The following is a 24338-nucleotide window of genomic DNA, read 5'->3' on the forward strand; positions in this document are numbered from 1 at the left end:
GTGCGGTCCGGTCAGCAGGCGTCGGTGGGGACTGGCACGATGGGCGTGTGCCTGCCGCCCCGATGATCGACGCCGTCGATGTCATCCGCTTCGTCGGGCCGCAGACCTTCGGCCGTGCGCGGGACCTGGTGCGGCAGGGTCTGGTCGAGTCCGCCGTCTGGGACGACGATGCCGGCACGATCACGGGCGTGGTCGCCGGGTCCGCCGACGACCCGTACGACGTGCACGTCGACACGACGGCCGCGCGGGGCGAGTTCGTCCGCCCGGTCCGTTCCCGCTGCGCGTGCCCGATCGGCGGCGAGTGCAAGCACGTCGCCGCACTGCTGCTCACGATCAACGCCCGTGCGGTCGCCGCACACGCCGGCCCACGCGCCGAGGCACCGCCCGAACCGCCGGCCCCGGACTGGAGGCACGAGGTCGCCCGCCTCGCCGGTGACACCCCGCTCCCTGCCGCGCTGCAGAGCACCACGCCGCTCGGCCTGCAGTTCGAGCTCCGCGACGCGGTCCCCGCGCGGATGGCAGCGCGGGCGCGTGCCGCGGGTCGTGCGCTGCCGACGGCTTCTCGGTCGGTGCGGCTCGGCGTCCGCCCGGTGACCCGGAGCGATGCGGGCAACTGGGTGCGCGGGCAGCTGACGTGGGGGACGCTCCCCTACTCCATGAACCGTCTGGGCCTGGGTGCCGAGCAACACGCGTGGTTCCTGCAGCTCGCTGCCCTGCACCGCGCCGGAGCCCTGGCGGGGCTGCCCGGCGAGAGCGACTGGATCCACCTGGACGACTTCCCGAGCCCCCTGCTCTGGCCGCTGCTGCGCCAGGCACCGGCACTCGGGATCGCGTTCGTCACCGGCAAGCGCGAGGGCGGCGCGGTCCTGGGCAGTGACGCGCGGGTGCTGCTCGACGTCGCCCGGTCGGACGACGGCCTGACGATCGGCACCAGCGCGGTGCTCGACGGCCGACCCATCGCCGACGGTGCCGCACGGCTGATCGGCGACCACGGGCTGTACGCGTTCCGCGAGTCGCCCGAGTTCCACGTCGACCTGGCCCCGACGCCCGACCCCGTGCCCGAGGACCAGCGCCGCATGCTCACCGAGGGCACGCGCATCCACGTCCCCGCGGCCGAGGTCGACGAGTTCCTGGCCGACTGGTCGCCTCGACTGCGCGGTGCACTCGGGCTGGTCAGTTCCGACGGCTCGATCGAGCTGCCGGAGCGCACACCGCCCGAACTCGTGCTGACGGTCACGTTCGAGCCGGCGCGGGCTCCCCGCACGGACGACGTCGCGCACGTGCAGTGGCGCTGGCACGTCGGCGGACGGAAGGACCCGGTGGCGATGCACGGACCGCTGCCCGACCTGACCGGCGTGCGCGCAGCGGACGACGCGGACGCGGCAGACACCGACGCGACCGCGGCGACCGATGCCGTGGACGCGGCCCCGTCGACGACCGCAGCCGACGACGGCCGCCGGGCCGAGCCTCCCGTCGGACACACGACCGGACCGGGTGGCGGACTGGACTGGTTCGTCGACGGCACCGTCGAGGGCGCCGACGTCGCGGTGCTGGCCAACGAACTGCTGCCGGCCCTGGCCGAGCACGGGGTACGCGTCGTCGTGCAGGGCGAACGGCTGGACTACGAGCGGCTGACCGGGCGCCCGCACATCCGCGTCACGACGATGCCGTCCGACAAGCACGACTGGTTCGACCTGGGCATCTTCGTGAGCGTGAACGGCAAGGAGATCCCGTTCACGCCGCTGCTCACCGCGCTCGCCAGTCGGCAGCGGCGCATGAAGCTCGTCGACAACTCGTACCTGTCCCTGGCCGACCCGGCGTTCGACCGGCTCAAGGAGCTCATCGACGAGGCGCGGGAGCAGGACGAGTGGGAGCCGTCGCAGCCGATGACGGTCACGCCGCTGCAGGCCGGGCTGTGGTCGGCGTTCGACCAGCTCGCCGACGAGACCGACCACGACGAGCGCTGGCGGTCGATGGCCGAACGACTGCTCGACGCCGCTCCCCCCGGTGAGGTCGTCGTGCCGGACACCGTGCACGCGGACCTGCGGCCCTACCAGCGTTCCGGGTACGCGTGGTTGTCGTTCCTGATGGAGCACCGCGTCGGTGGGGTGCTGGCCGACGACATGGGCCTCGGCAAGACCCTGCAGGCGCTCGCGATGATCGCTGCCCGCCGTCAGGCAGCGCCCGACGACCCGCCGTTCCTGGTCGTCGCGCCGACGTCGGTCGTCGGCAACTGGGCTGCCGAGGCCGCGCGCTTCGTGCCGTCGCTGCGGGTGGCGACGATCGAGACGACCTCGCTGAAGGACCCGTCCCTGGTGGCCCGGGTCGCGGCGTCCGCCGACGTCGTCGTGACCTCGTACGCGCTGCTGCGGCTCGACGCACCCGCCTACACCGAGCTGCCGTTCACGGCGCTGCTGCTCGACGAGGCGCAGTTCGTCAAGAACCCCCAGTCGCAGACCCACCGGGCGGCATCGGACGTGCATGCCCCGGTCAAGATCGCGATCACGGGCACGCCGCTCGAGAACGGGCTCACCGACCTGTGGGCACTGTTCGCGATCGTCGCGCCCGGACTGCTGTCGTCGTGGACCAGGTTCGGGGACGACTACGTCAAGCCGCTCGCCTCGCCCGACCTGCGGGGTGCGGCACGCAGTGAACTCACCGCCCGGCTCCGTCGGCGCATCCGTCCGCTCATGCTGCGCCGGACGAAGGAGAGCGTGGCGTCCGACCTGCCACCGAAGCAGGAGCAGGTGGTGCGGGTCACGCTCGACCCGGCGCACCGCGACGTCTACGAGCGGACGCTCAACCGGGAGCGCCTGAAGGTCCTCGACCTGATCGACGACCTCGACCGCAACCGCATGATCGTGTTCCGGTCGCTCACCCTGCTGCGGATGCTCGCGCTCTCGCCGGCACTGGTCGGCGAAGGCACGTCGGACATCCCGTCCGCCAAGCTCGACCTGCTGCTCGACGAGCTCGAGCAGCTCGCCGCCGAGGGTCGCCGCGCGCTGGTGTTCAGCCAGTTCACGTCGTTCCTGCGCATGGTCGCTGCTGCACTCGACGAGCGCGGCATCGGGTACGACTACCTCGACGGGTCGACGCGAGGACGCACGAAGGTCATCGACCGCTTCCGGAACGGCACCACACCGGCGTTCCTGATCTCGCTCAAGGCCGGCGGGTTCGGGCTCACCCTGACCGAGGCGGACACCGTGTTCGTGCTCGACCCGTGGTGGAACCCCGCTGCCGAGTCGCAGGCCGTCGACCGCACGCACCGGATCGGGCAGACCCGGTCGGTCAACGTCAACCGGCTCATCGCCGAGGACACCATCGAAGAGAAGGTGCTGGCGTTGGCCGCCCGCAAGGCGCAGTTGTTCGCGACGATGATCGACGACGACGCGCTGTTCGCGGACGACCTGTCGGCAGAGGACATCCGGTCGCTGCTCGACTGAGCGGCGCGGCGACATACGACATCTGGAGAGCTTGTCGATGGAGACCGGGCGCTCCTAGCGTCGGATCATGACCTTGCTCGACGACCCCCAGCTGACCGATCTCCCCGACGACGATCCACCACCGCTCCCACATCTCCGTCGCGCCGACAACGGGATGTCCTCCTCCATCACGCTCCGCAACGGACGGACGGTGCGGCTCGACGGCATCACGCACGGCATGTACTACCCGCCGAACTACCTGGAAGACCTGCGGGCAGGGCGACTGTGATCCTGCTCGACGCAAACGTCCTGATCGCACGGTGCAACCCGACGGACTCCAGCCACCACCGGGCAGTCGAGGTGCTCGACCACCACGATTGGGACGAGTTCCTGACCACCGCCGTCACGCTGGCAGAGGTCCTGGTTCGCCCTGTCCGCGACTCGTGGTTGGACGAGTGCCTGATCCAGGTCGAGTCACTGGGCCTGTTGGTCGTGCCGGTGGAAGACGACGACGTTGTCGGCATCGCGGAACTCACTGCGGTCCACCGGCTGAGCGCCCCCGACGCCGTCGTGCTGCACACCGCGATCATGACGAGTGACGCGCTGGTCACCTTCGATGCCAAGCTCGCCCGCGTCGCGCAGGCGATCGGCTTCCCGGTGATCGACCGGGCCCCGGACGACCTCGAGTGGGACGCGCCGTGGGCAGCCTGAACGCTCAGGCGAGCGACGCGACCCAGTCCGCCGTCGACACGACAGCGGCCTGGCGCGGGAACACCTTCTCGAGCAGCACCCGGTGCACCTCGTCGTCGCCGTCCGAGCACGCATCCGCCAGCACCGTGAGCCCGAAGTCCAGGTCCGCCGCCTGACGCAGCGTCGACAGCACGACGCCGCTCGTCGCGATGCCGCACACCAACAGGTCGCGCACGTCCAGCCCCCGCAGCAGCACCTCGAGGTCGGAGCCTGCGAAGGCACTCACCCGCAGTTTCGTGACGACGATGTCGTCGTCCCGCAGCGCGAACGCCGGGTGCACCTCGGTGGCGTCAGCTGCTTGTGCGCCCATCCGCTCTCGCATCCCGCCGAACATCTTGTTCGACGCGGCGACCTCGGGGGCGCCGGGCCGGAACGCCACCCGGACGAACACGACCGGGATCCCCCGCTCCCGCGCGGCCCCGACGGCGTCGACCGCCGCGGCGAGCCCCTCCGGCGTCCCGAGGCGGTCGACGATGCTGTTCTGGTAGTCCATGACGAGGAGTGCGCTGCTCACCTCCCCGACGCTACCGCCAGCTCAGTGCCCGAGTGCGTCGATCTGGGCGACCTCGTCGTCCGACAGCGTCACGGTCGCGCCGGCCGCGTTCGAACGGATGCGCTCCGGGTTCGACGACTTCGGGATGACGACGAACTCGTGCGCGACGTGCCACGCGACGATCACCTGGGCGGTGTCGACGTCGTGCGCCTGGGCGATCGACACCAGCGTCGGGTCCTGCAAGTTGCTCGCCTTGAACGGGCTGTAGCCCTCGAGCACGACCACGCGGTCACGCAGTCCGTCGGCGACCGCGCGGTCGAACTGGGCCGGGCTCCACTTGATCTGGTTCACGGCCGGGGTGGTCCCGGTCGCCTGGGTCAGCTCGTCGATCTGCGCGAGCGAGTAGTTGCTCACGCCGACGGCCTTCGTCAGCCCGTCGGCCTGCGCCTGCACGACCTGCTCCCACACGTCGGGGCGCGCTTCGCCGTTCGGCGGCCAGTGCACGAGCCACAGGTCCAGGTGTTCGAGGCCCAGCTGCTCCAGGCTCTCCTCGATCGTTTCGCGGACGCGGTCGGCGTTGTCCGGCGGCAGCTTCGTGGTGACGAACAGGTCGCCGCGGGACAGACCCGAGTCGGCGATGGCCTGCCCCACTCCGCGCTGGTTGCTGTACCCGGTCGCGGTGTCGATGTGGCGGTACCCCGCGTCGAGCGCTGCGCTGACGGCAGCGGGGGCGTCAGCGTCGTCGATCTGCCAGGTGCCGAAGCCCAGGAGCGGCATCGCTCCACCGGTCACCGGCACGGACGGTTCTGCGTAGTCGGTCATGCCACCGTGTCTACGCGGCGATGTCGGATGCGTCCACCAGGATCGGACGGACGATCCACCGAGCACCACCAGGAGCACCACGCCGCATGACGTCCCGCCGACGCCGCACCACCCGCCTGACCCTGTCCAGCTCGCTGATCCTGATCGGCATCGCCGTGCTCGGGTACGCGCTCCACGCGACCGGCGCGCCGCCCTCTCAGGCGGACGGAACACCGGCCACCGGAGCAGCCCCGACCGTCAGCGCGACCGCCCGTGGGACCGCAGCACCCGTGCCGGAGCCGACCCGAGCCTCCAGTCCGGCCGACGTCGCGACCGCACGCGCGCAGCTGGCGGCCCTGCCCGTCAAGGGCAAGGCCCCCGCGACGGGCTACGACCGCACCGCCGACTTCGGCACCGCGTGGCTGGACGTCGACCACAACGGCTGCGACACCCGCAACGACGTGCTGGCCCGCGACCTGACCGACGTCGTGCGGAGCGGCCCGTGCCGGGTGACGTCCGGCGAACTCCGATCGCCGTACACCGGCACGACGATCGACTTCGTGCGCGGGAACACCACCTCGACGCTCGTGCAGATCGACCACGTCGTCGCGCTCGAGAACGCCTGGGTCACGGGCGCGCAGCAGCTCAGCCAGGGCGAACGGCAGGCGTTGGCGAACGACCCGGACAACCTGTTCGCGGTCGACGGACACTCGAACGCGCAGAAGCGATCCGGCGACGCGGCGACCTGGTTGCCCGCGGCCACGGCGTTCCGCTGCACGTACGTCGAGCACCAGGTCACGGTGAAGACCCGGTACCGGCTGTGGGTCGCGCCGGCGGAGCAGCAGGCGATGACGCGGGTGCTCGACCGCTGCTGACCGTCGGCGCAAAACGACAGGTGTAGTCTAGATTGCGAGCCGATGCGAACGCATCGACCTTCGACGACGAAGACCTCAGGAGGCCTCCCATGCCCACGAACACCACCACCCGCTTCTCCGACCGTGTCGTCCTGATCACCGGCGGCGGCTCCGGCCTCGGCCGCGCGACCGCCGTCCGCCTGGCCGCCGAGGGCGCGAAGCTCTCGCTGGTCGACGTCAGCAGCGACGGCCTCGACGCCACGAAGGCCGCTGTCCTCGACGCCACCCCCGACGCCCAGGTGCTCACCACCGTCGCCGACGTGTCGGACGAAGCGCAGGTCGACGCGTACGTCACCGCCACCACCGAGCGCTTCGGCCGCATCGACGGCTTCTTCAACAACGCCGGCATCGAGGGCAAGCAGAACCCGACCGAGTCCTTCACGGCCGCCGAGTTCGACAAGGTCGTGTCGATCAACCTGCGTGGCGTGTTCCTGGGCCTCGAGAAGGTCCTGGGCATCATGCGCGAGCAGGGCTCCGGCATGGTCGTCAACACCGCCAGCGTCGGTGGCATCCGCGGCATCGGCAACCAGTCCGGGTACGCGGCCGCCAAGCACGGCGTGGTCGGCCTGACGCGCAACTCCGCCGTCGAGTACGGCCGCTACGGCATCCGCATCAACGCCATCGCCCCCGGAGCCATCTGGACGCCGATGGTCGAGAACTCGATGAAGCAGCTCGACGCCGAGAACCCGCGCGGGGCCGCCGAGGAGTTCATCCAGGGCAACCCGACCAAGCGCTACGGCGAAGCACCCGAGATCGCCGCGGTCGTCGCGTTCCTGCTGTCCGACGACGCCAGCTACGTCAACGCCACCGTCGTCCCGATCGACGGTGGCCAGTCAGCCGCCTACTGAGCGGTCAGCTCGGCACCGGGCCGCGCTCTCCGGCCTGGAGGCTCGACGCACCCCCGCAGCACGTGGAACGATCGGGGGATGGCTGAGCAACTCACCGTGCCCCAGGCGTTCGCGCTGCTGCTGACCGAACCGGACGGTCGCCGCGCCGTCGACGCCAGCCGTTTCGACGCCGGCCTGGCCGGCGCGGTCCTGGCGGACCTCGCGCTGCGCGGTGCGGTGTCCCTTGACGGCAAGCTGGTGCGGGTCGTCAACGGGGCGCCCGTGGGCAACGGGGTCCTCGACGCCGTGGTCGGCACCATCGCGGCATCCGGCACACCGCGCAAGGCGAAGTGGTGGGTGTCGAAGCTCGGCGGGCGCCAGCTCCGGGACGACGTCGCCGCCGAGCTCGTGCAGGCCGGGCTGCTGACCGAGCAGCAGCGCAAGACCTTCGGCATCTTCCCGTCGACGGCGTACCCGGAGCGGGACGGCCGGCCCGAGATGGCTCTGCGGACGGCGGTGCTCGAGGTGTTGGACGGCCGCACCACCCCCACCCCGTTCACGGCAGCCACCATCGCCCTGCTCGATGCCACCGGGTCGCTCCGGCAGCAGTTCGGCAAGGTCGACAAGGCCCGGGTGCAGGACATCACGTCGGGCACGTGGGCGTCGCCCGCGGTCAAGGCGGTGCTGCAGGACATCCAGACGACCGCGGTGATGGCGGGCGTGATGGCCGCGACGACGGCGGCGACGGTCGCGTCCTCGTAGGGACCGCGCCGGTCGACCGTTGCGGTCGACTGCGGCGTCAGGAGCGCGGCTCGACGAGCTCGATGAACCGCGACAACAGCGACAGCCCGGGGATCGAGGGCGGAAGCGCCGTCGTCAGCGCTGGCGAGTACACCAGGTACGCCGCCCACATCGCCCGCGACAGCGCCACGTTCAGCCGGTTCGGCATGAGCAGGAAGTCGAGCCCGCGCGGGATGTCCGCCGCGCTCGACGCCGCCAGCGACACGATCGACACGACGGCCTCCCGCCCCTGGAACATGTCGACCGTGCCGACCTGGGTACCGCTGAAGCCGGCGGCATCGAGCGACGCGCGGATCACGGCACCCTGCGCGTTGTACGGCGCGACGACGATGACGTCCTCGTCCGTCAGGGTCCGGGTGCCCGACGACGACGTCCACGAGCGCCCGACCGTGTCCCGCACCAGCTCGACCACCCGCGCTGCCTCTTCCGGGGACGACGTCGTGTTCCCCACGTGCCCCACTGGCACCGGGTGAACGCCGGCCTGGACGCCCTGCAGGTGCCGGCCCGACACCATCGACGTCAGCTGCCCGTTGTACGACAGGTCCGACACCGAGGCGGTCAGCGCGGGCTCCATCCGCCGGGTCCGGGCCAGGAAGTACCCGAACTCCGGCGGCAGCACGTGTTCGCCGTCCGCCAACCACCCGAGCGCCGACTGGTCGACCGGCTCGGGGTGCGAGCCCTGCGACACCTGCGGCAGCTGCTGCGGGTCCCCCAGCAACAGCAACCGCGCCGCGGCGACCGATGACGCGATCGTCGGCGCGAGCGAGAACTGCCCGGCTTCGTCGACCACGAGCAGGTCGAGGGAGCGCCGCGCGACCGTGCTCTCGTTCGCGAAGGTCCACGCCGTCCCGCCGACGACGCCCCCGGTGCCGGTCTGCTCGCACGACGCCAGGAACGCCGCGACCGCCGCGCCGTTCTTCACCGGGGTCCACGCCGCCGCCTGGATCGCGTCGGCGTCGGCACCCGCCTTCGGCTGCTTGACCACGCGGTCCGCGGGCACCCCGGCGCGGACCACAGCGGACAGGAAGTTCTCGCTGGTGGCATGCGACTGCCCCACCACACCGACGCGCCATCCGTGCTCCCGCACCAGGCGCGCGACGACGTTCGATCCGACGTACGTCTTGCCGGTGCCGGGAGGCCCCTGGATCGCCAGGTACGAGTGGTCCAGCCCCAGCAGGGTCGCCACCACCGCCCCCACGGTGTCGTCCCCGTCCACGGGCGCGAGCGCACCTCGCGGTGGCACCCGACGCAGCAGGTCGAGCGCCGGGTCGGGCAGCATGTCGGGCAACGCGTCGAGGACCCAACCACCCCACTCGGCGATCGCCTCGGGCTGGGGCTTGGCGCGCGGCGGTGAGGACGGCGCCAACGCGACCGGGTACTCGTGGTGCGGCTCGCCACCGACGGGCAGCCGTTCGAGCAGCAGGACCTCGGTCGTCTCGCCGTCGTCCCGCACGTCCAGGATCGTGGCGCGGTCCGTCGCGCCCTTCGACCCGGGGCCCGGAGCGCCGACCGATGGCGGAGGCGGGTCGTCGTACACCAGGTGGGGCGAGCCTCCTGGCCGGAGCCGACTGCCGGGCGCGAGCGTCCCCGACAACCGGAGTTCCCGCGACTGCGAGCGGGCACGCGGCAGCATGTCCCAGTCGCGTTCCACCGACGCCCGCTCGACCACCAGGACGTCGCGGGTGTCGGCCCACTCGTCGAGCGGGTTGCGCAGCCGGTCGAAGTGGTCCTGCCAGAAGGTCTTGGCCTCGCGGCGGTGGTAGTCGATCGCGGCTGCGGCGAGCGCCAGCGCCGTCTGGTCGGGCGTGCGGTCGAGGGGATCGGTGTCCTCGAGCTCCGCGGCCAGCGCGACGGACACGGGGTTCGGCTCACGCTCCACCGGGATCGGCGGCAGGTCGAGCTCCGCCGGCGCATCCATCGACGGCAGCCGGAGCGAGCGCAGCCAGTCGCGCAACCGCAGCGTGGAGCGGCAGTCGTACGCGTTGTAGTCCGCGACCTGGTCGAGCATGTGCTGCCCGGCCTTGGCGTCGCCGGTGCGGAGTTCTGCGATCGCGTCGACGTAGGCGGTGATGCTGTCGGCCGCGTTCGTGACGTCGCTGATGCGCAGGTCATCGCCCATGTACAGCGGCTCGAGCTTCTTGATCGAGTAGCTGTGGCTGCCGACCACCAGGGCCCCGCGGACGATCGGGTAGAGGTCGACCAGGATGCCGGCGCGCAGCAGGTCGTCGACGGCCTCTTCACCGACGCCGTGCCGGGCCGCGAGCGACAGCAGGTGCGTCCGCTCGTAGGCCGCGTAGTGGTAGACGTGCATGCCCGGGTGTTGCTGGCGGCGTTCGGCGATGAACGCCAGGAAGTCGACCAGGGCCTGTCGTTCGTCGCGGATCGTGTGCGCCCAGAACGCGGTGAACGCGGCGCGGTCGTCGACCAGGCCGAACAGGTAGTCCAGGCCCCAGTGCACGCCGTCTTCGGTGTGCATCGGGTCGCCCTCGAAGTCGAAGAACACATCACCCGCGTCCGGGGTCGGGATGGCGTCGAGGGCGCGGGGGTCGAGCAGCTCGTAGGCCGGAGTGGCATGGCCGGCTCGCGTTGTCGTTCGTTCCGTCTCGATCTGGAGGCTCGCCTGACGCACCAGCCGGTCCAGCGTCGTCTTCGCCAGGGTGGGTACGGGGGTGGTGCGGACCGCCAGGTCGTCGATCGTCCGCACCCCGTGCCGGATCAGCTTCGTGCGTTGATCAAGACGCATGCCCGCCACCAGCACCAGGTCGCGGTGTTGCTCGACCTGCTGCTGGCACGCGCTGCACCGGCCGCAGCTGGCGTAGCGGGGATCGCCCCACTGCAGTGGCTCGTCGGCGTCGAGGCGCTCGTCGATCACCCGCTGCAGTTCGGCCCGCTGCGTGCGGTACACCGGCGCGATGTCGGCCAGGTCGTGCGTGGTCGTCGTGCGGTCGCCGAGCACCAAGTGCACCTGCTGCCCGGTCGGGATGCCGTGCGCCTGCATCTGCTCGGCGTACGCGGCGAGCTGCAGCAGGGCGCTGATCTTGGCGTGCCGGGCGAGCTTGGTGTCGTAGACCTCGTACTCGCCGGCGTCGTTGCGGATGATGAAGTCCGCGAAGCCGATGAAGCCCGCGGTGTGCTCGGTCGGCGCCGCGTGGAAGGTCGGCTGGTACAGCACGTCGGCGTCGCCGTTCCGCATTGCCTGGATCGCTTCGGCTGCTGCCGCTTCGTACTGCGGTGGCGCGGGTCGCTCGAACTCGACCACGTCGTGCGTCTGCTTCAGGATCGCCAGGTAGTCCAGCTCGTGCTGGTCCCCCAGCCTGGCGGTGCGGTCGAGCATGTCGTCGTGCTCGTCGGGCAGCGGCTCCCCACGGCCGAGCTTGACGTCGAGGCGGCGCAGGAAGGCGTACTCGCACGTCGCCCACGTGGTGAGGTCGCTCGGGCTGAGGAGCGCGCGGCCGGCCTCGGTGATCTGCATGCAACCACCGTAGGGGCGGGTGCCGACAGCCCCCGACGGCCGTGCTGCCGCGTCCGGCCGGCGCGGTACGGTCGGATGATGAGCATGCAGGAGTCGCCCGTTCTGCTGCGCCGGAACGCCACGTGCCTGATCGACGTTGCGGCCTACAGCCGGGTCGGGCTGGACGCTGCTGCCTTCGACGTCGCACCCGGACGGCGGGGACTGTTCGGGCTGCGCGGTGTCGAGGGTGTCGGAGGCAAGCTCGTGCTGACCTCGACGGCCCTGTGGTTCCACCCGCACCGGCTGAACTTCACGCGGCCGGATTTCGGCATCCCCCTCGACGAGATCACCGAGGTCCGCGACGTCTCGCGGGGACCACGTCGTCAGATCGAGGTCGTCATGCGCAATGGCACCCGACCGCGGTTCGTGGTGTGGGGCATCCCCTCGCTCATCGCCGCCATCGATCGCGCGCGCGGCAGCAGCAGCACGAGGTCAGTACGCTGATCGACCAAGGGGGAACGATGAGCAACAGCATCAACACATGGGGCGGGACCGCGACGACAGCGGCTGCGAAGCCACTCTTCGTCGTGCGGCGATCGTGGTTCAACACGACGTTGCTCGTGATCATCGGCAGCGCAGCGGTCGGGATCGGCATCATCGGCGCCGTGATCCAGTCGACCGTCGCGCCCGACTTCGGCGGTGGCCTGTTCGCGATGCTGCTCGGCGGCGGCATCGTGGTCCTGCCGATCGGCCTCGTCCTGAACCGCAGCCGCATCACCGTCTGGGACGAGCGCTACGACGTGCGGATCGGGTTGGGCCGGACGCGCCACCGGAACGTCGCTGATCTCCACCGGATCCGCTACGCAACGCAGTCGAATGCCGGCGGCATGACCTTCGTCAGCCTGACCGGCTGGGACGAGCGACGGAAGAAGCAGTTCCGGGTCTTCACGACCCACAGCGGGTTCGCCGAGTTCACGGTATGGCTCACGCAGCACCGCCCCGAGCAGTGGGCAGAGTGCGAACAGCTCGGCCTGCCGCAGTAACCCACTCCCACATCGAGACCGCGCGGAGCGGTGCGAACCGCAGCACTTACTCGCCCGTGCAGCCCCAAGCTGGGTGGGATCCTGTACAGCGCTGCTGCAGAACGGAGAACGTACTGCTTCAAGCGCCCTCAACGACCCTGCCGCGCCGATAGCCGACGATGGAGAGCAGCGTGGCAACGAATCCGATGAATGTCGTTAGGCGGCCTGCGGTGGAATCCAACGTCGAAAGCAGCGCCGAAGCATCAAATCCACTGGACAGCATCGCCATCCACACCCCCAACGCCCCGAACAAGCAGCACGCCGCCACGAGAGTGCCGAGCCCGACGAGATCAGGGTTCCCCGTTGGAAGCCGAGCGATCGTGGTGGACGCCTGCTGCGAGCCTTGACGTCGCGTTCCAAAGGCGTCGCTGACCTGGTCAAGCCACGTCGCAACCCACCCAGTCCAGACGCGCTTCTCGGTGGCATCAGTGGTGACGAGCTCTACCCGCATGTGAATCGCCGGCTGAGTCTTGAGGAGCCACGCTCGCCCTTCTGCACCCTCACCACGACGCGCACCTGCCCGCTCAAGTCGCCGGCCAAGGGCAGTGAGGATGCGTGCAGTGTGACGAGCGATGTAATCCTGGTCGAGTTCGCTCTCAGCATCGGCCGCTAGTTGTTCGCCGAGCAAGACGACCTGCCACTCGCTCCGCGCCCGTCTGTGCCAGAACAATCGCTGCAGCAACGCCGTGAGCAGGAGCGGAACCGGCGCAAAGAAGGCCAGCGCGAAAGCGGCCCCATCCCAGGCACGCGAAGCATGGCCGAATGCGGCCGCTCCAGCGACGACCCCGGCGAGACCGAGCAGGCCCGCGACAAGGATGACGGCGAGCCAAAGAGCTGGGCGAAACACGGTGAAGTGCGCTCGCTCGACCGCGCGGGCGGTTGAGAGGTGCTTGGCACGGAATCGAAGCCACGCTCGATGGGACGATGACGGTTCCGTGGTCTCATCTCTCAAACAGCGACGCTCCAACCTGTTCAGGTGGAGGACAGATCTTCTACTTCCCTGGCTCAGAATGAGCACGTAGAGGTACAAGAACCACAAAGCACCGCAGACAACGTCCACGTTGAACAACGTTGCAAGCGTGATGTCGAAATGATTGACATGGGTCTCTGACACACTTCAAGACTTCCAACCACCTCCGACAGTCGATTGCCAGACGGCGCCGGAGACTCCCCCCATCGAAGCCTCCGACGAGGCAGCTCACGCGGTGCGGCTGAGTGCCTGCTCGCTCAGCGTCACCAGGTCGTCCGCCCGCAGCGCCGGCCAGCCGTGCAGCAGCACACGCCACTGAGCCGGCAACGCCGACGCCCCGTAGAGCGCCCCGGCGAGCCCTCCGGCGATGGCGGCCACCGTGTCGGTGTCGTTGCCCGTCCGGACCGCCCGAACCAGGGCGTCCTCGAGCGAGCTGCTGCGCGTGACTGCCGCGTACGCCGCCTGCAGCGCTGACACCACCCACCCGTTCGAGTCGGTGAAGTCCACCGGCTCGGACTGCTCCGCCACGGTCAGCCGTTCGGCCCAGACGTCGCGCGACGACGGGTCGAGCAGGTCCAGCCCCCGCCGGACGTCGAGCTCGCCGGTCAGTACCGCGTGCCGGATCGCCGCGCACCAGAGCACGCATGCGTCGCCCGCGTCCGATTCGTAGTGCGTCAGGTCACTGATCGCCCGGGCAGCTGCGGCCAACCGCGGTTCTTCGTCCGGCGCGCCCGTCAGGTACCCGAGGACCAGCGGCGCGGTCCGCATCAGCGATCCGTTGCCCGCGGACTGGCCCTTGTACTCGTGCTCCTGCCGGGCCGCAGCGCGTGCGTGGGAGGCGGTGTGGGCCTCCAGTCCGGTCAGGACGTTGCGTGTCTGGATGCCGACGTCGGGCGCGTTGACCGCCCAGCTCGCCCAGGCGGCCACCAGGCCGTCGAGCGCGGCTTCGGATGCCGGGTCGCCACCGCGGGCGACGGTACGGAGGATCGGCACGGCCATGCTCGTGTCGTCCGTCCACTCCCCCGGCGCCCAGCCGAACGAGCCGCCGCCGGCCATGCGGATCGGCGTGGGTTCGGGGACGGCGGGCTTGAACTCGTACCCGGCGCCGAGGGCGTCGCCTGCTGCGGAGCCGAGGACGGCGCCGACGGCGCGGTCGTGGATGTTCGTCATGAGCCCTCCAAGGGTTTACGCGGAAATGCGTAAACACACCCTGACACGCGTCCACGATTTACGCAAGTGTGCGTAAACTCGTTGCCATGTCCACCTACCGCGATGCAAGCGGCAAGCGCCTGTCCGACTACCCACGGCCCTCCGCCGCGGTCGACACCGCCGTGCTGACCGTCCCGGTCGGCGGCCCACTGTCGGTGCTGCAGGTCCGCGACGCCGTCGACGGGGACTGGCGACTGCCGGGGACGTTCGTGCACCAGGGCGAACGACTGGCGGACGCGGTGCTGCGGTCGCTGCGCGACAAGGCCGGGGTGACGGGGTTGGCGCCGCGGCAGTTGCACGTGTTCGACGACCCCGCGCGGGACGACCGGGGGTGGGTGCTGTCCGTGGCGCACCTCGACGTGGTGCCGGCTGCCGCCCTGAGGACAGCATCGGGAGCCCGCATCGTGCCCGTCACCGAGGCGACCGGCATGGTCCACGGGCACGACGACATCCTCGGGTTCGCGGTTGCGCAACTGCGCGAGGACCACCGGGGCGCTCCGGACCCGCACGGGCTGCTGCCCTCGCCGTTCACGATGTCGGCGTTGCGGGGGCTGCACGAGGCCGTGCTCGGGGAGCGGCTGTTGCCAGACTCGTTCCGGCGGGCGATGGTGCCGATGCTGACGGCGACCGGCGAGCGCGCAGCGGAGGGGCCGGGGAAGCCGGCGGCGTTGTACCGGCCGGCCCACCGCCGCGCGCTGTAACACGCAATTTACTTTCACACCTAGCGCCACGGCATGCAATGCGCTTTCATGGCATGCATGTCGACCACACCCGCCGCCACGGTCCGCACCGACCGCGCCGACGCGTTCGCGCTCGTCCGGACCCAGTCCGCCACGATGCCGACCGGCATGCGCGCCATCGCCCAGGCCGTCCTGGCGAACCCGAAGGACAGCGCCAACGGCAGCGCCGCCGACCTGGCCAGCCGCGCCGACGTCAGCGCCGCCACGGTCTCCCGCTTCGCCCGGCACCTCGGCTTCGCCAGCTACGCCGAGCTGCAGCGCAGCATGACCCGCGCGGTCGAGCGCGGCATCCACGACCACGGCGAGATCCACGCCGGCGTCGGGGTCGACGACGACGTGGCGACCGTCATCGCGAAGGTCACCGAGGACGTCCGCGCCGTGATGACCGACACCCGGGCGGCACTCGACCCCGCGTCCCTCGAACAGGCAGCTGCGGCCGTGCAGCACGCCCGCCGCGTCGTGATGTACGGCGTCGGCGCCTCGGGCATCGTCGCGCGTGACCTGCACCTGAAGCTCGAGCGCATCGGCATCGCGAGCTCGATCGCCGACGACCCGCACAACGCCCTGACCCTGGCGAGCGTGATCGACGAGCGGGATGTCGTCGTCCTGGTCAGCCACTCGGGCACGACGTCCGAGGTGCTGGACGTCGCGGCCGAAGCCGAGCGGCACGGGTCGACCGTGATCGCGATCACCGGCCACCGCGGCACCGCACTCACCCGGGCAGCCGACCACGTCCTGCTCGGCGTCGCCGGGGCCGAGAGCGACCTGCGTCCCGCGGCGATGGGAAGCCGGATGAGCCAGCTCGCCATCGTCGACACCCTGTTCATCGTCGTCGCCCAGCGCACCGACGACCGTTCCCGCCCGCTGCTGGCACGCAGCCGTGCCGCCGTCCGCACGCACCACCGATCCTGAAGGCCCCCATGCACCACGACTCCCTGCGCGACGAACTCCGCACCCTGACGACCGAGTCGACCGACTCGCGACTCGACGACATCGACCTGGTCTCCACCCTCGAAGCCGCCCAGCGCATGAACGCCGGCGACCGCAGCGTGCCCGCGGCGCTGGAGCCGTGCCTCCCGGCCATCGCCCTGGCGGCCGACGCGATCGCCGCCGCCTTCGCGCGCGGCGGCCGCCTGGTCTACGTCGGCGCCGGCACGCCGGGACGCCTGGGCGTCCTCGACGCCAGCGAGTGCCCGCCCACCTTCGGCACCGATCCCGCGCAGGTCGTCGGCGTCATCGCCGGCGGGCAGATCGCGCTCACCACCGCCATCGAGGGCGCAGAGGACGACGAGGATGCCGCCGTCCGCGACCTCGACGCACTCGGCCTGACCGGCAACGATGTGGTCGTCGGGATCAGCGCCTCCGGCAGGACGCCGTACGTGATCGCCGCGATCCTGGAGGCGCGGCGCCGGTCCGCCCTGTCGGTCTCCGTCGCGTGCAACCCGGACTCGGCCGCGGGGCGGGAGGCCGACATCGCCATCGACGTCGTCGTCGGCCCCGAGTTCATCACCGGCTCGACCCGCCTGAAGGCGGGCACCGCGCAGAAGCTCGTCTGCAACATGCTCACCACGCTCGCGATGGTGCGCAGCAACAAGACGTACGGCAACCGCATGGTCGACGTGCGGGCGACGAACGCCAAGCTCGTCGCCCGGGGGTTCTCCCTCGTGCAGGACGTCACCGGCGCGGCGTCCGCTGACGTGGAAGCCGCGCTCGACGCGTCCGACGGCGAGGTGAAGACCGCCATCGCGATGATCCTCACCGGTGACTCCGCCATGTCCGTCCGCGATCGCCTCGCTGCCGCCGGCGGCTCGCTCCGCGCCGTCATCTCCTGACCTGCACCACCTTCGTTTCCTTCCCCCGAGGAGCACCAGCCATGACCGATGCACAGCAACTCGCCCAGCAGATCCTCGACAGCGTCGGCGGATCCGGCAACATCGCCGACGTCGAGAACTGCATGACCCGGCTGCGGGTCGAGGTCTCGTCCCCGTCCTCGGTCGACCTGCCGGGCCTGCAGGCCACCGACGGGGTCATGGCCGCGATCGCGGCCGGCTCGAACCTGCAGATCGTGCTGGGCCCGGGTCTCGTCGACCGGGTGGCCGTCGACCTGGAGGCCCTGCGCAGGTCCGCCCCGCCGGCTGCGGCTGGTGCGTCTGGTGGTGCTTCCCCCGAAGATCTTGCTGCTCGTGGTGCGTCGATCAAGGCGACTGCGCGGTCCCGTTCCGACGGTCGCACCATGCGTGCGATCCGGAAGATCTCGGCCATCTTCATCCCGCTGATCCCCGCGCTTATCGCTTGCGGTCTGATCGCGGGCATCAACGGGATCCTGACCAACCTGGGGTGGCTGCCCGGCGTCACGCCGTTCCTCGCCGTGCTGTCCAGCGGCTTCCTGTCGCTGCTCGCCGTGTTCGTCGGGATGAACGCCGCCAAGGAGTTCGGCGGCACGCCCATCCTGGGTGGCGCGGTCGGCGGCATCATCGTCGCCGCAGGTGTCGCGAACGTCACGGTGTTCGGCGAGACGCTCGCTCCTGGGCAGGGCGGTGTGCTCGGCGCGATGGCCGGCGGCATCCTCGCGGCCTACGTCGAACGCTTCATGCGTCGCGTCACGCCGGACGTCATTGCGCTGATCGTCGTGCCGACCGTCACCGTGCTGGTCGCCGGGTCAATCACCCTGGGCGTGCTGATGTCCGTCGCCGGCGTCGTCTCCGTCGCGATCGGTTCGGCTGCCACCTGGCTGCTGGCCAACGGAGGTGCGTTCGCCGGGTTCATCCTCGGCGGGTTCTTCCTGCCGCTCGTCATGACCGGCATGCACCAGGCCCTGACGCCGATCCACACCACGCTGATCGACGAGACGGGGTGGACCGTGCTGCTGCCGGTGTTGGCGATGGGTGGTGCCGGGCAGATCGGTGCCGCGATCGCGCTGTGGATGCGCTTCCGTCGGAATGAAGCGCTCTCGCGCACGATCCGCGGTGCGCTGCCCGCCGGGTTGCTCGGTGTCGGCGAGCCGCTGATCTACGGCGTGACGCTTCCCCTGGGTCGCCCGTTCATCACGGCGTGCATCGGTGGGGCGTTCGGCGGCGGTGTCGTGGGACTGTTCGACCAGCTCGGGCACTCCGTCGGGGCGATCGCGATCGGTGCCTCGGACCTGTCGCTGCTGCCGCTGCTGAACGGCTCGTCCGGGTACGGCTGGGCGCTGCTCGGGTACGGCTCGGGCCTGGTCGTGGCGTACGTCGTCGGGTTCGTGGCGACGCTGCTGTTCGGGGTGTCCGCGTCGGTGAAGGCCGACCTCGAGGCGCAGTCGACGGCAGCGCCAGGTGACCCCGTCGCTCCGGACGCGCCCGTCGCGACCGCCCCCGCTCCTGCTCCCGCTGCTGCCTCTGCCGCTGACTCCGTCGGGGCTGCTCGCTGATGCGGTTGGGCGCGAGCGCGTACCTGGCGGACGCTCCGCTGGCCGGCGCGACGTTCTCGTCCGCTGCTTCCGCCGGTGCCACGCTCGCGTTCACGTCGTTCCACATCCCGGAGGACTCTCCTGCGGGTGCCCGGGCTGCTGCGACCGCAATCGTGTCGGCGGCCGCTGCGTCGGGGCTGGCAGTCGTGGCCGACGTCTCACCCAACACAGCCCGCCTGCTCGGGGATTCGCCCTGGGAGTTCCTGCGGTCGATCGGGGTGGCCCGGGTGCGGATCGACTTCGGGTTTTCGGTTGCCGAGATCCGTGCGATCGCTGCGGTGCTGCCGATCGCGCTCAACGCCAGCACACTGCGGGCCGCCGAACTTGCGCCGTTCGCCGACCTGGACGTCGAGCTGATCCACAACTTCTACCCGCGGGAGTGGACCGGGTTGGCGTTGGTTTCCGTCGCGTCGTCGGTGTCCGTCGCCCGGCAGTTCGGGTGGCGGGTCGGGCCGTTCATCGCCGGAGACTCGGTCCGTCGCGGTCCGCTCGGCGAGGGACTACCGACCGTCGAGCAGCACCGGACGATGCCGCCGTTGTACCAGGCGCTCGAGCTCGTCGATGCCGGGGTGGACGATGTCTACGTCGGGGATCCGGCGCTGACTGATCACTCGTGGGCGCGGCTGGGGTCGTTCGTCCGTTCTGACGTCGTGGTGGTCGACGGGGTTGCGGCGCCGGGTGTGCATCCCGCGGTGATCGAGGCGCTGGCCGTTCCCGATCGCAACCGGCCCGATGCTGCCGAGGCGATGATCCGGCTGGAACACTCGCGGGAGCGGTTCGCCGGGTTGCCGCTGCCCGAGGTGGGTGGGCAGCCGAGGCCGGCGGGGTCGGTCACCGTGCAGTTGGCGTCGGCGGGGAGGTACTGCGGGGAGGTCGCGATCACCTTACGAGATCTGCCAGCCGATGAACGCGCCGCCGTCGTGGGAAGCGTGCGGCCGAGCCCGGCACCGGTGGCAACGGGGCAGCTCGAACTGTTGTTACGTTCCCTACCCCTCGTAGCTCAGACCCGCGGGTGCACGTAATTCTTGAAGGCGAGCCGAGGGTTCGGACATTCGAGCGGGCGATAAGTTGTCCGCCGGCATGACGCGAGCGCCCGATGCCTTTTTGTTTGGCGTGCGCGGAGTACCCACCGCCTCATGCCTCCCCTTCTCCGTTCCTCGAACTGAGCCCGAAGAAGCGGTCGAAGAACGCCTCGAACACTTGAATCACGCGCTGCTTCTTCTCACCATGACCGCCGTTCGCGGAGAAGCGTGACACCGGCGGCAGCACCTTGGTGATGGCAGTGCCGCTGGTTCGCACGTGCCCGTCACGAAAAGCGGTCGCGATGAAACTCCGGGTCTCGTCCGGCCTGAGGCCTTCGGCTATGATGATGGACTCGAGCTCCGCCTCGCTGCGTCCGGCGATGTACGCGCGCCACTCCTCATCTACCTCACCGTCCGCCGAGACCGAGTCAACGAAGTCCTCGACGAGGTCCTTCTTGTTGCGGAGCGTCGGGCTGGAATCAACTGCGCGAGAGATCTCGGCGCGGACCTCCTTGTCGTCCCCGTCACCATGTTCCTCCCGGTACTTCTGCACGAGCATGAGGATGTAATCGACGTTGATCTCGACCTGCTTGATCAACTCGATTTCGAAGACGACGTCGTCGTTGATCAGCTCCTTGTCCGCCTCAGTTCCCTTGCGGAACTCTGCGTAGAAGTCGAGGTACAGGCTACGATAGTCCTGGCTTTGGCGGTCGGTGAGCAACGCGGAGCCATCGAACTCATCGAAGGAGGTGAGGATGTTCTGCAGCCGAAGGATCGCGCCGAACAGCTGGATGAAGTCTTTCTGAGCTGCCTCACCGACGATGGGCTCGCCGAGCGGAAAGGCGCGCAGGAGTTCTGTGACCTTATCGGCGTAGTCGTCGTAGTACTCGCCGTACGGCTTGAGCAGCACGACGCCGCCGGCGTTCTTGTTGCCGAAGAGCGCGATCGCGTCGTTCGTTGCGTCTTCCAGGTCACGGAAGCTGACGATGTTCCCGTAGGTCTTGACGGAGTTCAGGATGCGATTCGTGCGCGAGTATGCCTGGATCAGGCCATGCGCGCGGAGGTTCTTGTCGACGAAGAGCGTGTTCATCGTCGTAGCATCGAACCCGGTGAGGAACATGTTCACGACGATCACGAGATCGATCTCACGCTGTTTGAGCTTCAGCGACAGGTCTTTGTAGTAGTTCTGGAAGCTGTCACCGGTCGTGTCGAACGAGGTTCCGTAGAGCTCGTTGTAGTCCCGGATCGCATCGTCCAGGAACGACCGCGTGTCCACGCTGAGGGCGCTGGTGTCGAACCCTTCTTCATCAAGGGCTCCATCCTCAACGGCCTCGTTCGCCCCGTACGAGTAGATGAGACCGATCTTCAACCGTTTGTCGGGCACCACGTCCTGCTGCTGCATCCGGAAGTGGTTGTAGTACATCCGGGCCGCTGGGATCGAAGCAGTCGCGAAGAGAGCGTTGAAACCGCGGACGCGTCGCTCGCCGAGCGTGAAGTGCTCCGCACGTTTGGTCTTCTGGTCGAAGTGCTCCAGGGTGTAGCGGACGGCGTCGGCCACACGGCGCGGATCGAGCAGCGCGCTCTCCGTGTCGATCGCGGGCACCTGGGTGTTGTCGGGATCACCGACCTTGACCGTGTTGACGTAGTCGATGCGGAACGGCAGCACGTTCTTGTCGGTGATGGCATCGACGATCGTGTACGTATGCAGCTTCTCGCCGAAAGCCTGCTCGGTCGTCTTGAGCTGCGGATTACCGCCGCTGCCAGCATTGGCCGAGAAGATCGGCGTGCCGGTGAAGCCGAACAGGTTGTACCGCTTGAACGCCTTGGTGATGGCGGTGTGCATGTCGCCGAACTGCGACCGGTGGCACTCATCGAAGATGATCACGACGTGCCCGTCGTAGATCGCGTGGCCCTTGTTCCCCGCGATGAACGTCGACAGCTTCTGGATCGTCGTGATGATGATCCGGGCGCCTGGGTCCTCGAGCTGCTTCTTGAGAACCGCCGTCGAGGTGTTCGAGTTCGCTGCGCCCTTCTCGAAACGGTCGTACTCGCGCATGGTCTGGTAGTCGAGGTCCTTGCGATCCACAACGAACAGCACCTTGTCAACGCTCGGCAGCTTGGTCGCGAGCTGCGCGGCCTTGAACGACGTCAAGGTTTTGCCCGATCCGGTGGTGTGCCAGACGTAGCCACCTGCGGCGACGCTGCCAAGGGTCTTGTAATTCGTGGAGACAGCGATGCGCTGCAGGATCCGCTCAGTTGCCACGATTTGGTAGGGACGCATGACGAGCAGCATGCGGTCGTCCGTAAGCACGCAGTACTTCGTCAGGACGTTCAGCAAGGAGTGCTTCGCGAAGAACGTCTTCGCAAAGGCCGACAGATCGGTGATCGGCTTGTTCTGCGAGTCTGCCCACCACGATGTGAACTCGAACGAGTTCGACGTCTTGCGTGTCCGCTTCGAGCCCGCCGCCTCGCTCAGGTGCTGGCGACGAGTGGTGTTCGAGTAGTACTTCGTGAGCGTTCCGTTACTGATGACGAACAGCTGCACGTACTCGAACAGGCCGGAGCCCGCCCAGAAGCTGTCACGCTGGTAACGGTCGATCTGGTTGAACGCTTCGCGGATGTCGACGCCGCGACGCTTCAGCTCGACGTGCACCATCGGTAATCCGTTCACCAACACGGTCACGTCGTAGCGGTTCGAGCGCGCGGCACCGCCCTCGCCCCGGTCGATCTCGTACTGGTTGATGACCTGCACGCTGTTGTTGTGGATGTTCCGCTTATCGATCAGGGTGACGTTCTTGACGGAGCCATCGTCCCGCTTCAGCAGCTGGACGTGGTCCTCCTGGATGCGCACCGTCTTCTCGACGATGCCGTCGTTCGTGCCAGCGATCCGCTCGGAGAAGAACTGCTTCCACTCCGCGTCCGAAAAGATCATGGCGTTCAACGACTCGAGCTGCGCGCGAAGATTCGCAACGAGCTGCTGCTCCGATGTAATCGTCAGATACTCGCACGCCTGCGACCGGAGCAAACGGACCAGCTCGCGTTCGAGGTCCGCCTCGGACTGATACGACGACGGACCAGCAGCATTAGGGGCGTACTCGGCAACCACCGTACTCTCGGATGACACGGCGACTGTTTCGTACTCACGAGGAGTCGTGTCGCTCATGCCGCAGCCTCCTCGAAGGTCAGAAGCTTGTCCCGGTAGTATTCGTACTGCCTGCGCCGAGCCTTGAGCTCGGCTGGGAGGCCGTCTATGAGGCTGTTCGTAAGCGACTCAAAGCCGTCCAGGATCGCTGCGACTCGCCGCTGCTCTGAGAGGCTTGGGAGCGGGACTGAGATCTTCGCAAGACGAGGCTTTGAGACGTTGATTCGAGTGACTCCACTCGCACTTTTGATGATTTGAGACCGCATCGGTGTGGATCGGAAGAGGTGCTTAGCAAATTCGGGATCAAGTCGTCCTTCATCGTATGGTCGAACCCCAATACAAAAGCTATTCAGGTACAACGGTTCCAGCAGACGCTCGGTTACCACCGACGTCATCCCGACTTCAGCTGCCGATTCTGACGAACCAGTGAAGACAATGTCCCCATAAGAAAGCGAGCGCTGGCGCTCTCCTGGGCTTACGCGGACTCGATCATCCGCTCCGACGTCGAGTGCAATGTTCTTGAAGACATTCTTGTAGGAAGCGAAACGAGCATTCCCATCGCTGGAAAAATCAGCTTTCGATTTACCCGTTAGACCGCCGAAAATGGCGCCAAACTCGCCGAGCGCAATGCGCTCTACGTCGTCACCGAAGGTAAGAAGAGAGTTGCGGTAGAGATTGTACTGTCGACGGCGGGCCTCGAGTTCCGCCTCCAGCTCCGCTTCCAGCTCCGCTTCCAGCTGCGTAAATGTATCCAACACCCGGGCGATCTCACGCTGCACTTCGAGAGGCGGAACAGGGATTCGAATCTTCGCTAGCGCGCCCCCCGATATACGACGAACTTTGGCTCCGGTAATGTGCCGAGCCTTCTGTTCTTGGAATCGCTCGGACTGGAAGAAGTACGAAACGTACCGAGGATCGAGCCCATGCCGGAAGATGCATGCGTCGCCGCTCACAGCAGCTTCGTCCCGCCCAAGCCAAGCCGTGGCTTTCGCGACCGCACCGTCATCCTCGCTCGTTGTAGCTATGACCAGATCGCCCGGTTTCGCACGCCGCAACTTGGCAGCCAGGGCCGGAGCCGTAAATGACTTGGTCTTGTCGGCCCAGACACCGTAGTAGGTGTGCACCTGCCCGTAATGAATGGCGGGCACACCGTCGTCCGTCAAATCCGACTTCTGCAGGCCGTTGCCCCGAATGAACTCACCTACGTCGCCGAGCAACTCCCACGCAACTCCGTCCGCGCAAGCGGCGGTGATTAGTTCATCCACGCGG

The 24338-nt window shown here is 68.7% G+C and carries 20 protein-coding genes; 13 read left to right on the forward strand and 7 right to left on the reverse strand.

The window, feature by feature from the left end:
* Nucleotides 1-47 precede the first annotated feature (47 nt).
* The 3 genes from ACLBWP_RS04375 (at nt 48) to ACLBWP_RS04385 (ending at nt 4133) form a co-directional block, all read left to right on the forward strand.
* Nucleotides 48-3443, forward strand: coding sequence for a DEAD/DEAH box helicase (locus tag ACLBWP_RS04375; protein WP_447654200.1), 3396 nt, complete (start codon nt 48-50; stop codon nt 3441-3443).
* 67 nt (nt 3444-3510) lie between these two features.
* On the forward strand, nt 3511-3711 hold the full coding sequence (locus ACLBWP_RS04380; RefSeq protein ID WP_447654201.1) for a hypothetical protein: 201 nt from the start codon (nt 3511-3513) through the stop codon (nt 3709-3711).
* Entirely contained in the window at nt 3708-4133 is a 426-nt protein-coding gene (locus ACLBWP_RS04385; RefSeq protein WP_447654202.1) for a type II toxin-antitoxin system VapC family toxin, read from the forward strand. Before ACLBWP_RS04380 ends, ACLBWP_RS04385 begins: the two co-directional genes overlap by 4 nt.
* 4 nt (nt 4134-4137) lie before the next feature.
* Here the strand turns inward: ACLBWP_RS04385 and ACLBWP_RS04390 are convergent, their stop codons facing one another.
* A complete protein-coding gene (locus tag ACLBWP_RS04390; RefSeq protein ID WP_447654203.1) occupies nt 4138-4686 on the reverse strand; it encodes a cysteine hydrolase family protein in 549 nt (182 codons plus the stop codon).
* 21 nt (nt 4687-4707) lie between these two features.
* Nucleotides 4708-5487: an aldo/keto reductase gene (locus ACLBWP_RS04395; protein WP_447654204.1), complete on the reverse strand. Its 780-nt coding sequence runs from the start codon at nt 5485-5487 to the stop codon at nt 4708-4710.
* A gap of 86 nt (nt 5488-5573) precedes the next feature.
* On the opposite strand from ACLBWP_RS04395, the gene ACLBWP_RS04400 reads away from it, so the two are divergent.
* The 3 genes from ACLBWP_RS04400 (at nt 5574) to ACLBWP_RS04410 (ending at nt 7969) form a co-directional block, all read left to right on the forward strand.
* A complete protein-coding gene (locus ACLBWP_RS04400; protein ID WP_447654205.1) occupies nt 5574-6341 on the forward strand; it encodes a GmrSD restriction endonuclease domain-containing protein in 768 nt (255 codons plus the stop codon).
* Nucleotides 6342-6430: 89 nt separating this feature from the next.
* A complete protein-coding gene (locus ACLBWP_RS04405) occupies nt 6431-7228 on the forward strand; it encodes a glucose 1-dehydrogenase (protein WP_447654206.1) in 798 nt (265 codons plus the stop codon).
* A gap of 78 nt (nt 7229-7306) precedes the next feature.
* Entirely contained in the window at nt 7307-7969 is a 663-nt protein-coding gene (locus tag ACLBWP_RS04410; RefSeq protein WP_447654207.1) for a GOLPH3/VPS74 family protein, read from the forward strand.
* Between the two features lie 37 nt (nt 7970-8006).
* Here the strand turns inward: ACLBWP_RS04410 and ACLBWP_RS04415 are convergent, their stop codons facing one another.
* Entirely contained in the window at nt 8007-11480 is a 3474-nt protein-coding gene (locus ACLBWP_RS04415) for a TM0106 family RecB-like putative nuclease (RefSeq protein ID WP_447654208.1), read from the reverse strand.
* A 78-nt stretch (nt 11481-11558) separates the two neighbouring features.
* Between ACLBWP_RS04415 and ACLBWP_RS04420 the strand changes: the two genes are divergently transcribed.
* Both ACLBWP_RS04420 and ACLBWP_RS04425 read left to right on the forward strand, forming a co-directional pair.
* Nucleotides 11559-11963, forward strand: a complete 405-nt coding sequence (locus ACLBWP_RS04420) for a hypothetical protein (RefSeq protein ID WP_447654209.1) — start codon at nt 11559-11561, stop codon at nt 11961-11963.
* Nucleotides 11964-11980: 17 nt separating this feature from the next.
* Complete coding sequence (locus ACLBWP_RS04425; RefSeq protein WP_447654210.1) at nt 11981-12502, forward strand: hypothetical protein; 522 nt, start codon at nt 11981-11983, stop codon at nt 12500-12502.
* Between the two features lie 118 nt (nt 12503-12620).
* Here the strand turns inward: ACLBWP_RS04425 and ACLBWP_RS04430 are convergent, their stop codons facing one another.
* Both ACLBWP_RS04430 and ACLBWP_RS04435 read right to left on the reverse strand, forming a co-directional pair.
* Nucleotides 12621-13655 carry a hypothetical protein gene (locus ACLBWP_RS04430; RefSeq protein WP_447654211.1) on the reverse strand — a complete coding sequence of 345 codons (1035 nt, stop codon included), beginning with the start codon at nt 13653-13655 and terminating at the stop codon, nt 12621-12623.
* 84 nt (nt 13656-13739) lie between these two features.
* A complete protein-coding gene (locus tag ACLBWP_RS04435) occupies nt 13740-14681 on the reverse strand; it encodes an ADP-ribosylglycohydrolase family protein (protein WP_447654212.1) in 942 nt (313 codons plus the stop codon).
* 86 nt (nt 14682-14767) lie between these two features.
* Here ACLBWP_RS04435 and ACLBWP_RS04440 point away from each other — a divergent pair, with 86 nt between their 5' ends.
* Genes ACLBWP_RS04440 through ACLBWP_RS04460 form a run of 5 tightly spaced genes read left to right on the forward strand, consistent with a single transcriptional unit; the run spans nt 14768 to nt 19927 of the window.
* Nucleotides 14768-15421 carry an NUDIX hydrolase gene (locus ACLBWP_RS04440; RefSeq protein WP_447654213.1) on the forward strand — a complete coding sequence of 218 codons (654 nt, stop codon included), beginning with the start codon at nt 14768-14770 and terminating at the stop codon, nt 15419-15421.
* Nucleotides 15422-15478: 57 nt separating this feature from the next.
* On the forward strand, nt 15479-16372 hold the full coding sequence (locus ACLBWP_RS04445) for a MurR/RpiR family transcriptional regulator (RefSeq protein WP_447654214.1): 894 nt from the start codon (nt 15479-15481) through the stop codon (nt 16370-16372).
* Nucleotides 16373-16380: 8 nt separating this feature from the next.
* Entirely contained in the window at nt 16381-17292 is a 912-nt protein-coding gene (murQ, locus tag ACLBWP_RS04450) for an N-acetylmuramic acid 6-phosphate etherase (RefSeq protein ID WP_447654215.1), read from the forward strand.
* Between the two features lie 41 nt (nt 17293-17333).
* Nucleotides 17334-18866, forward strand: coding sequence for a PTS transporter subunit EIIC (locus ACLBWP_RS04455; protein ID WP_447654216.1), 1533 nt, complete (start codon nt 17334-17336; stop codon nt 18864-18866).
* Nucleotides 18866-19927 (forward strand): MupG family TIM beta-alpha barrel fold protein, encoded by a 1062-nt coding sequence (locus tag ACLBWP_RS04460; RefSeq protein ID WP_447654217.1) that lies wholly within the window; start codon nt 18866-18868, stop codon nt 19925-19927. Before ACLBWP_RS04455 ends, ACLBWP_RS04460 begins: the two co-directional genes overlap by 1 nt.
* Before the next feature lie 112 nt (nt 19928-20039).
* Here ACLBWP_RS04460 and ACLBWP_RS04465 read toward each other — a convergent pair whose 3' ends face one another.
* On the reverse strand, nt 20040-23090 hold the full coding sequence (locus tag ACLBWP_RS04465) for a type I restriction endonuclease subunit R (RefSeq protein ID WP_447654218.1): 3051 nt from the start codon (nt 23088-23090) through the stop codon (nt 20040-20042).
* Nucleotides 23087-24334: a restriction endonuclease subunit S gene (locus tag ACLBWP_RS04470; protein ID WP_447654220.1), complete on the reverse strand. Its 1248-nt coding sequence runs from the start codon at nt 24332-24334 to the stop codon at nt 23087-23089. The genes ACLBWP_RS04465 and ACLBWP_RS04470 overlap by 4 nt, the downstream gene beginning before the upstream one ends.
* Between the last annotated feature and the right edge of the window lie 4 nt (nt 24335-24338).

Source organism: Microbacterium sp. M1A1_1b (assembly GCF_053345565.1).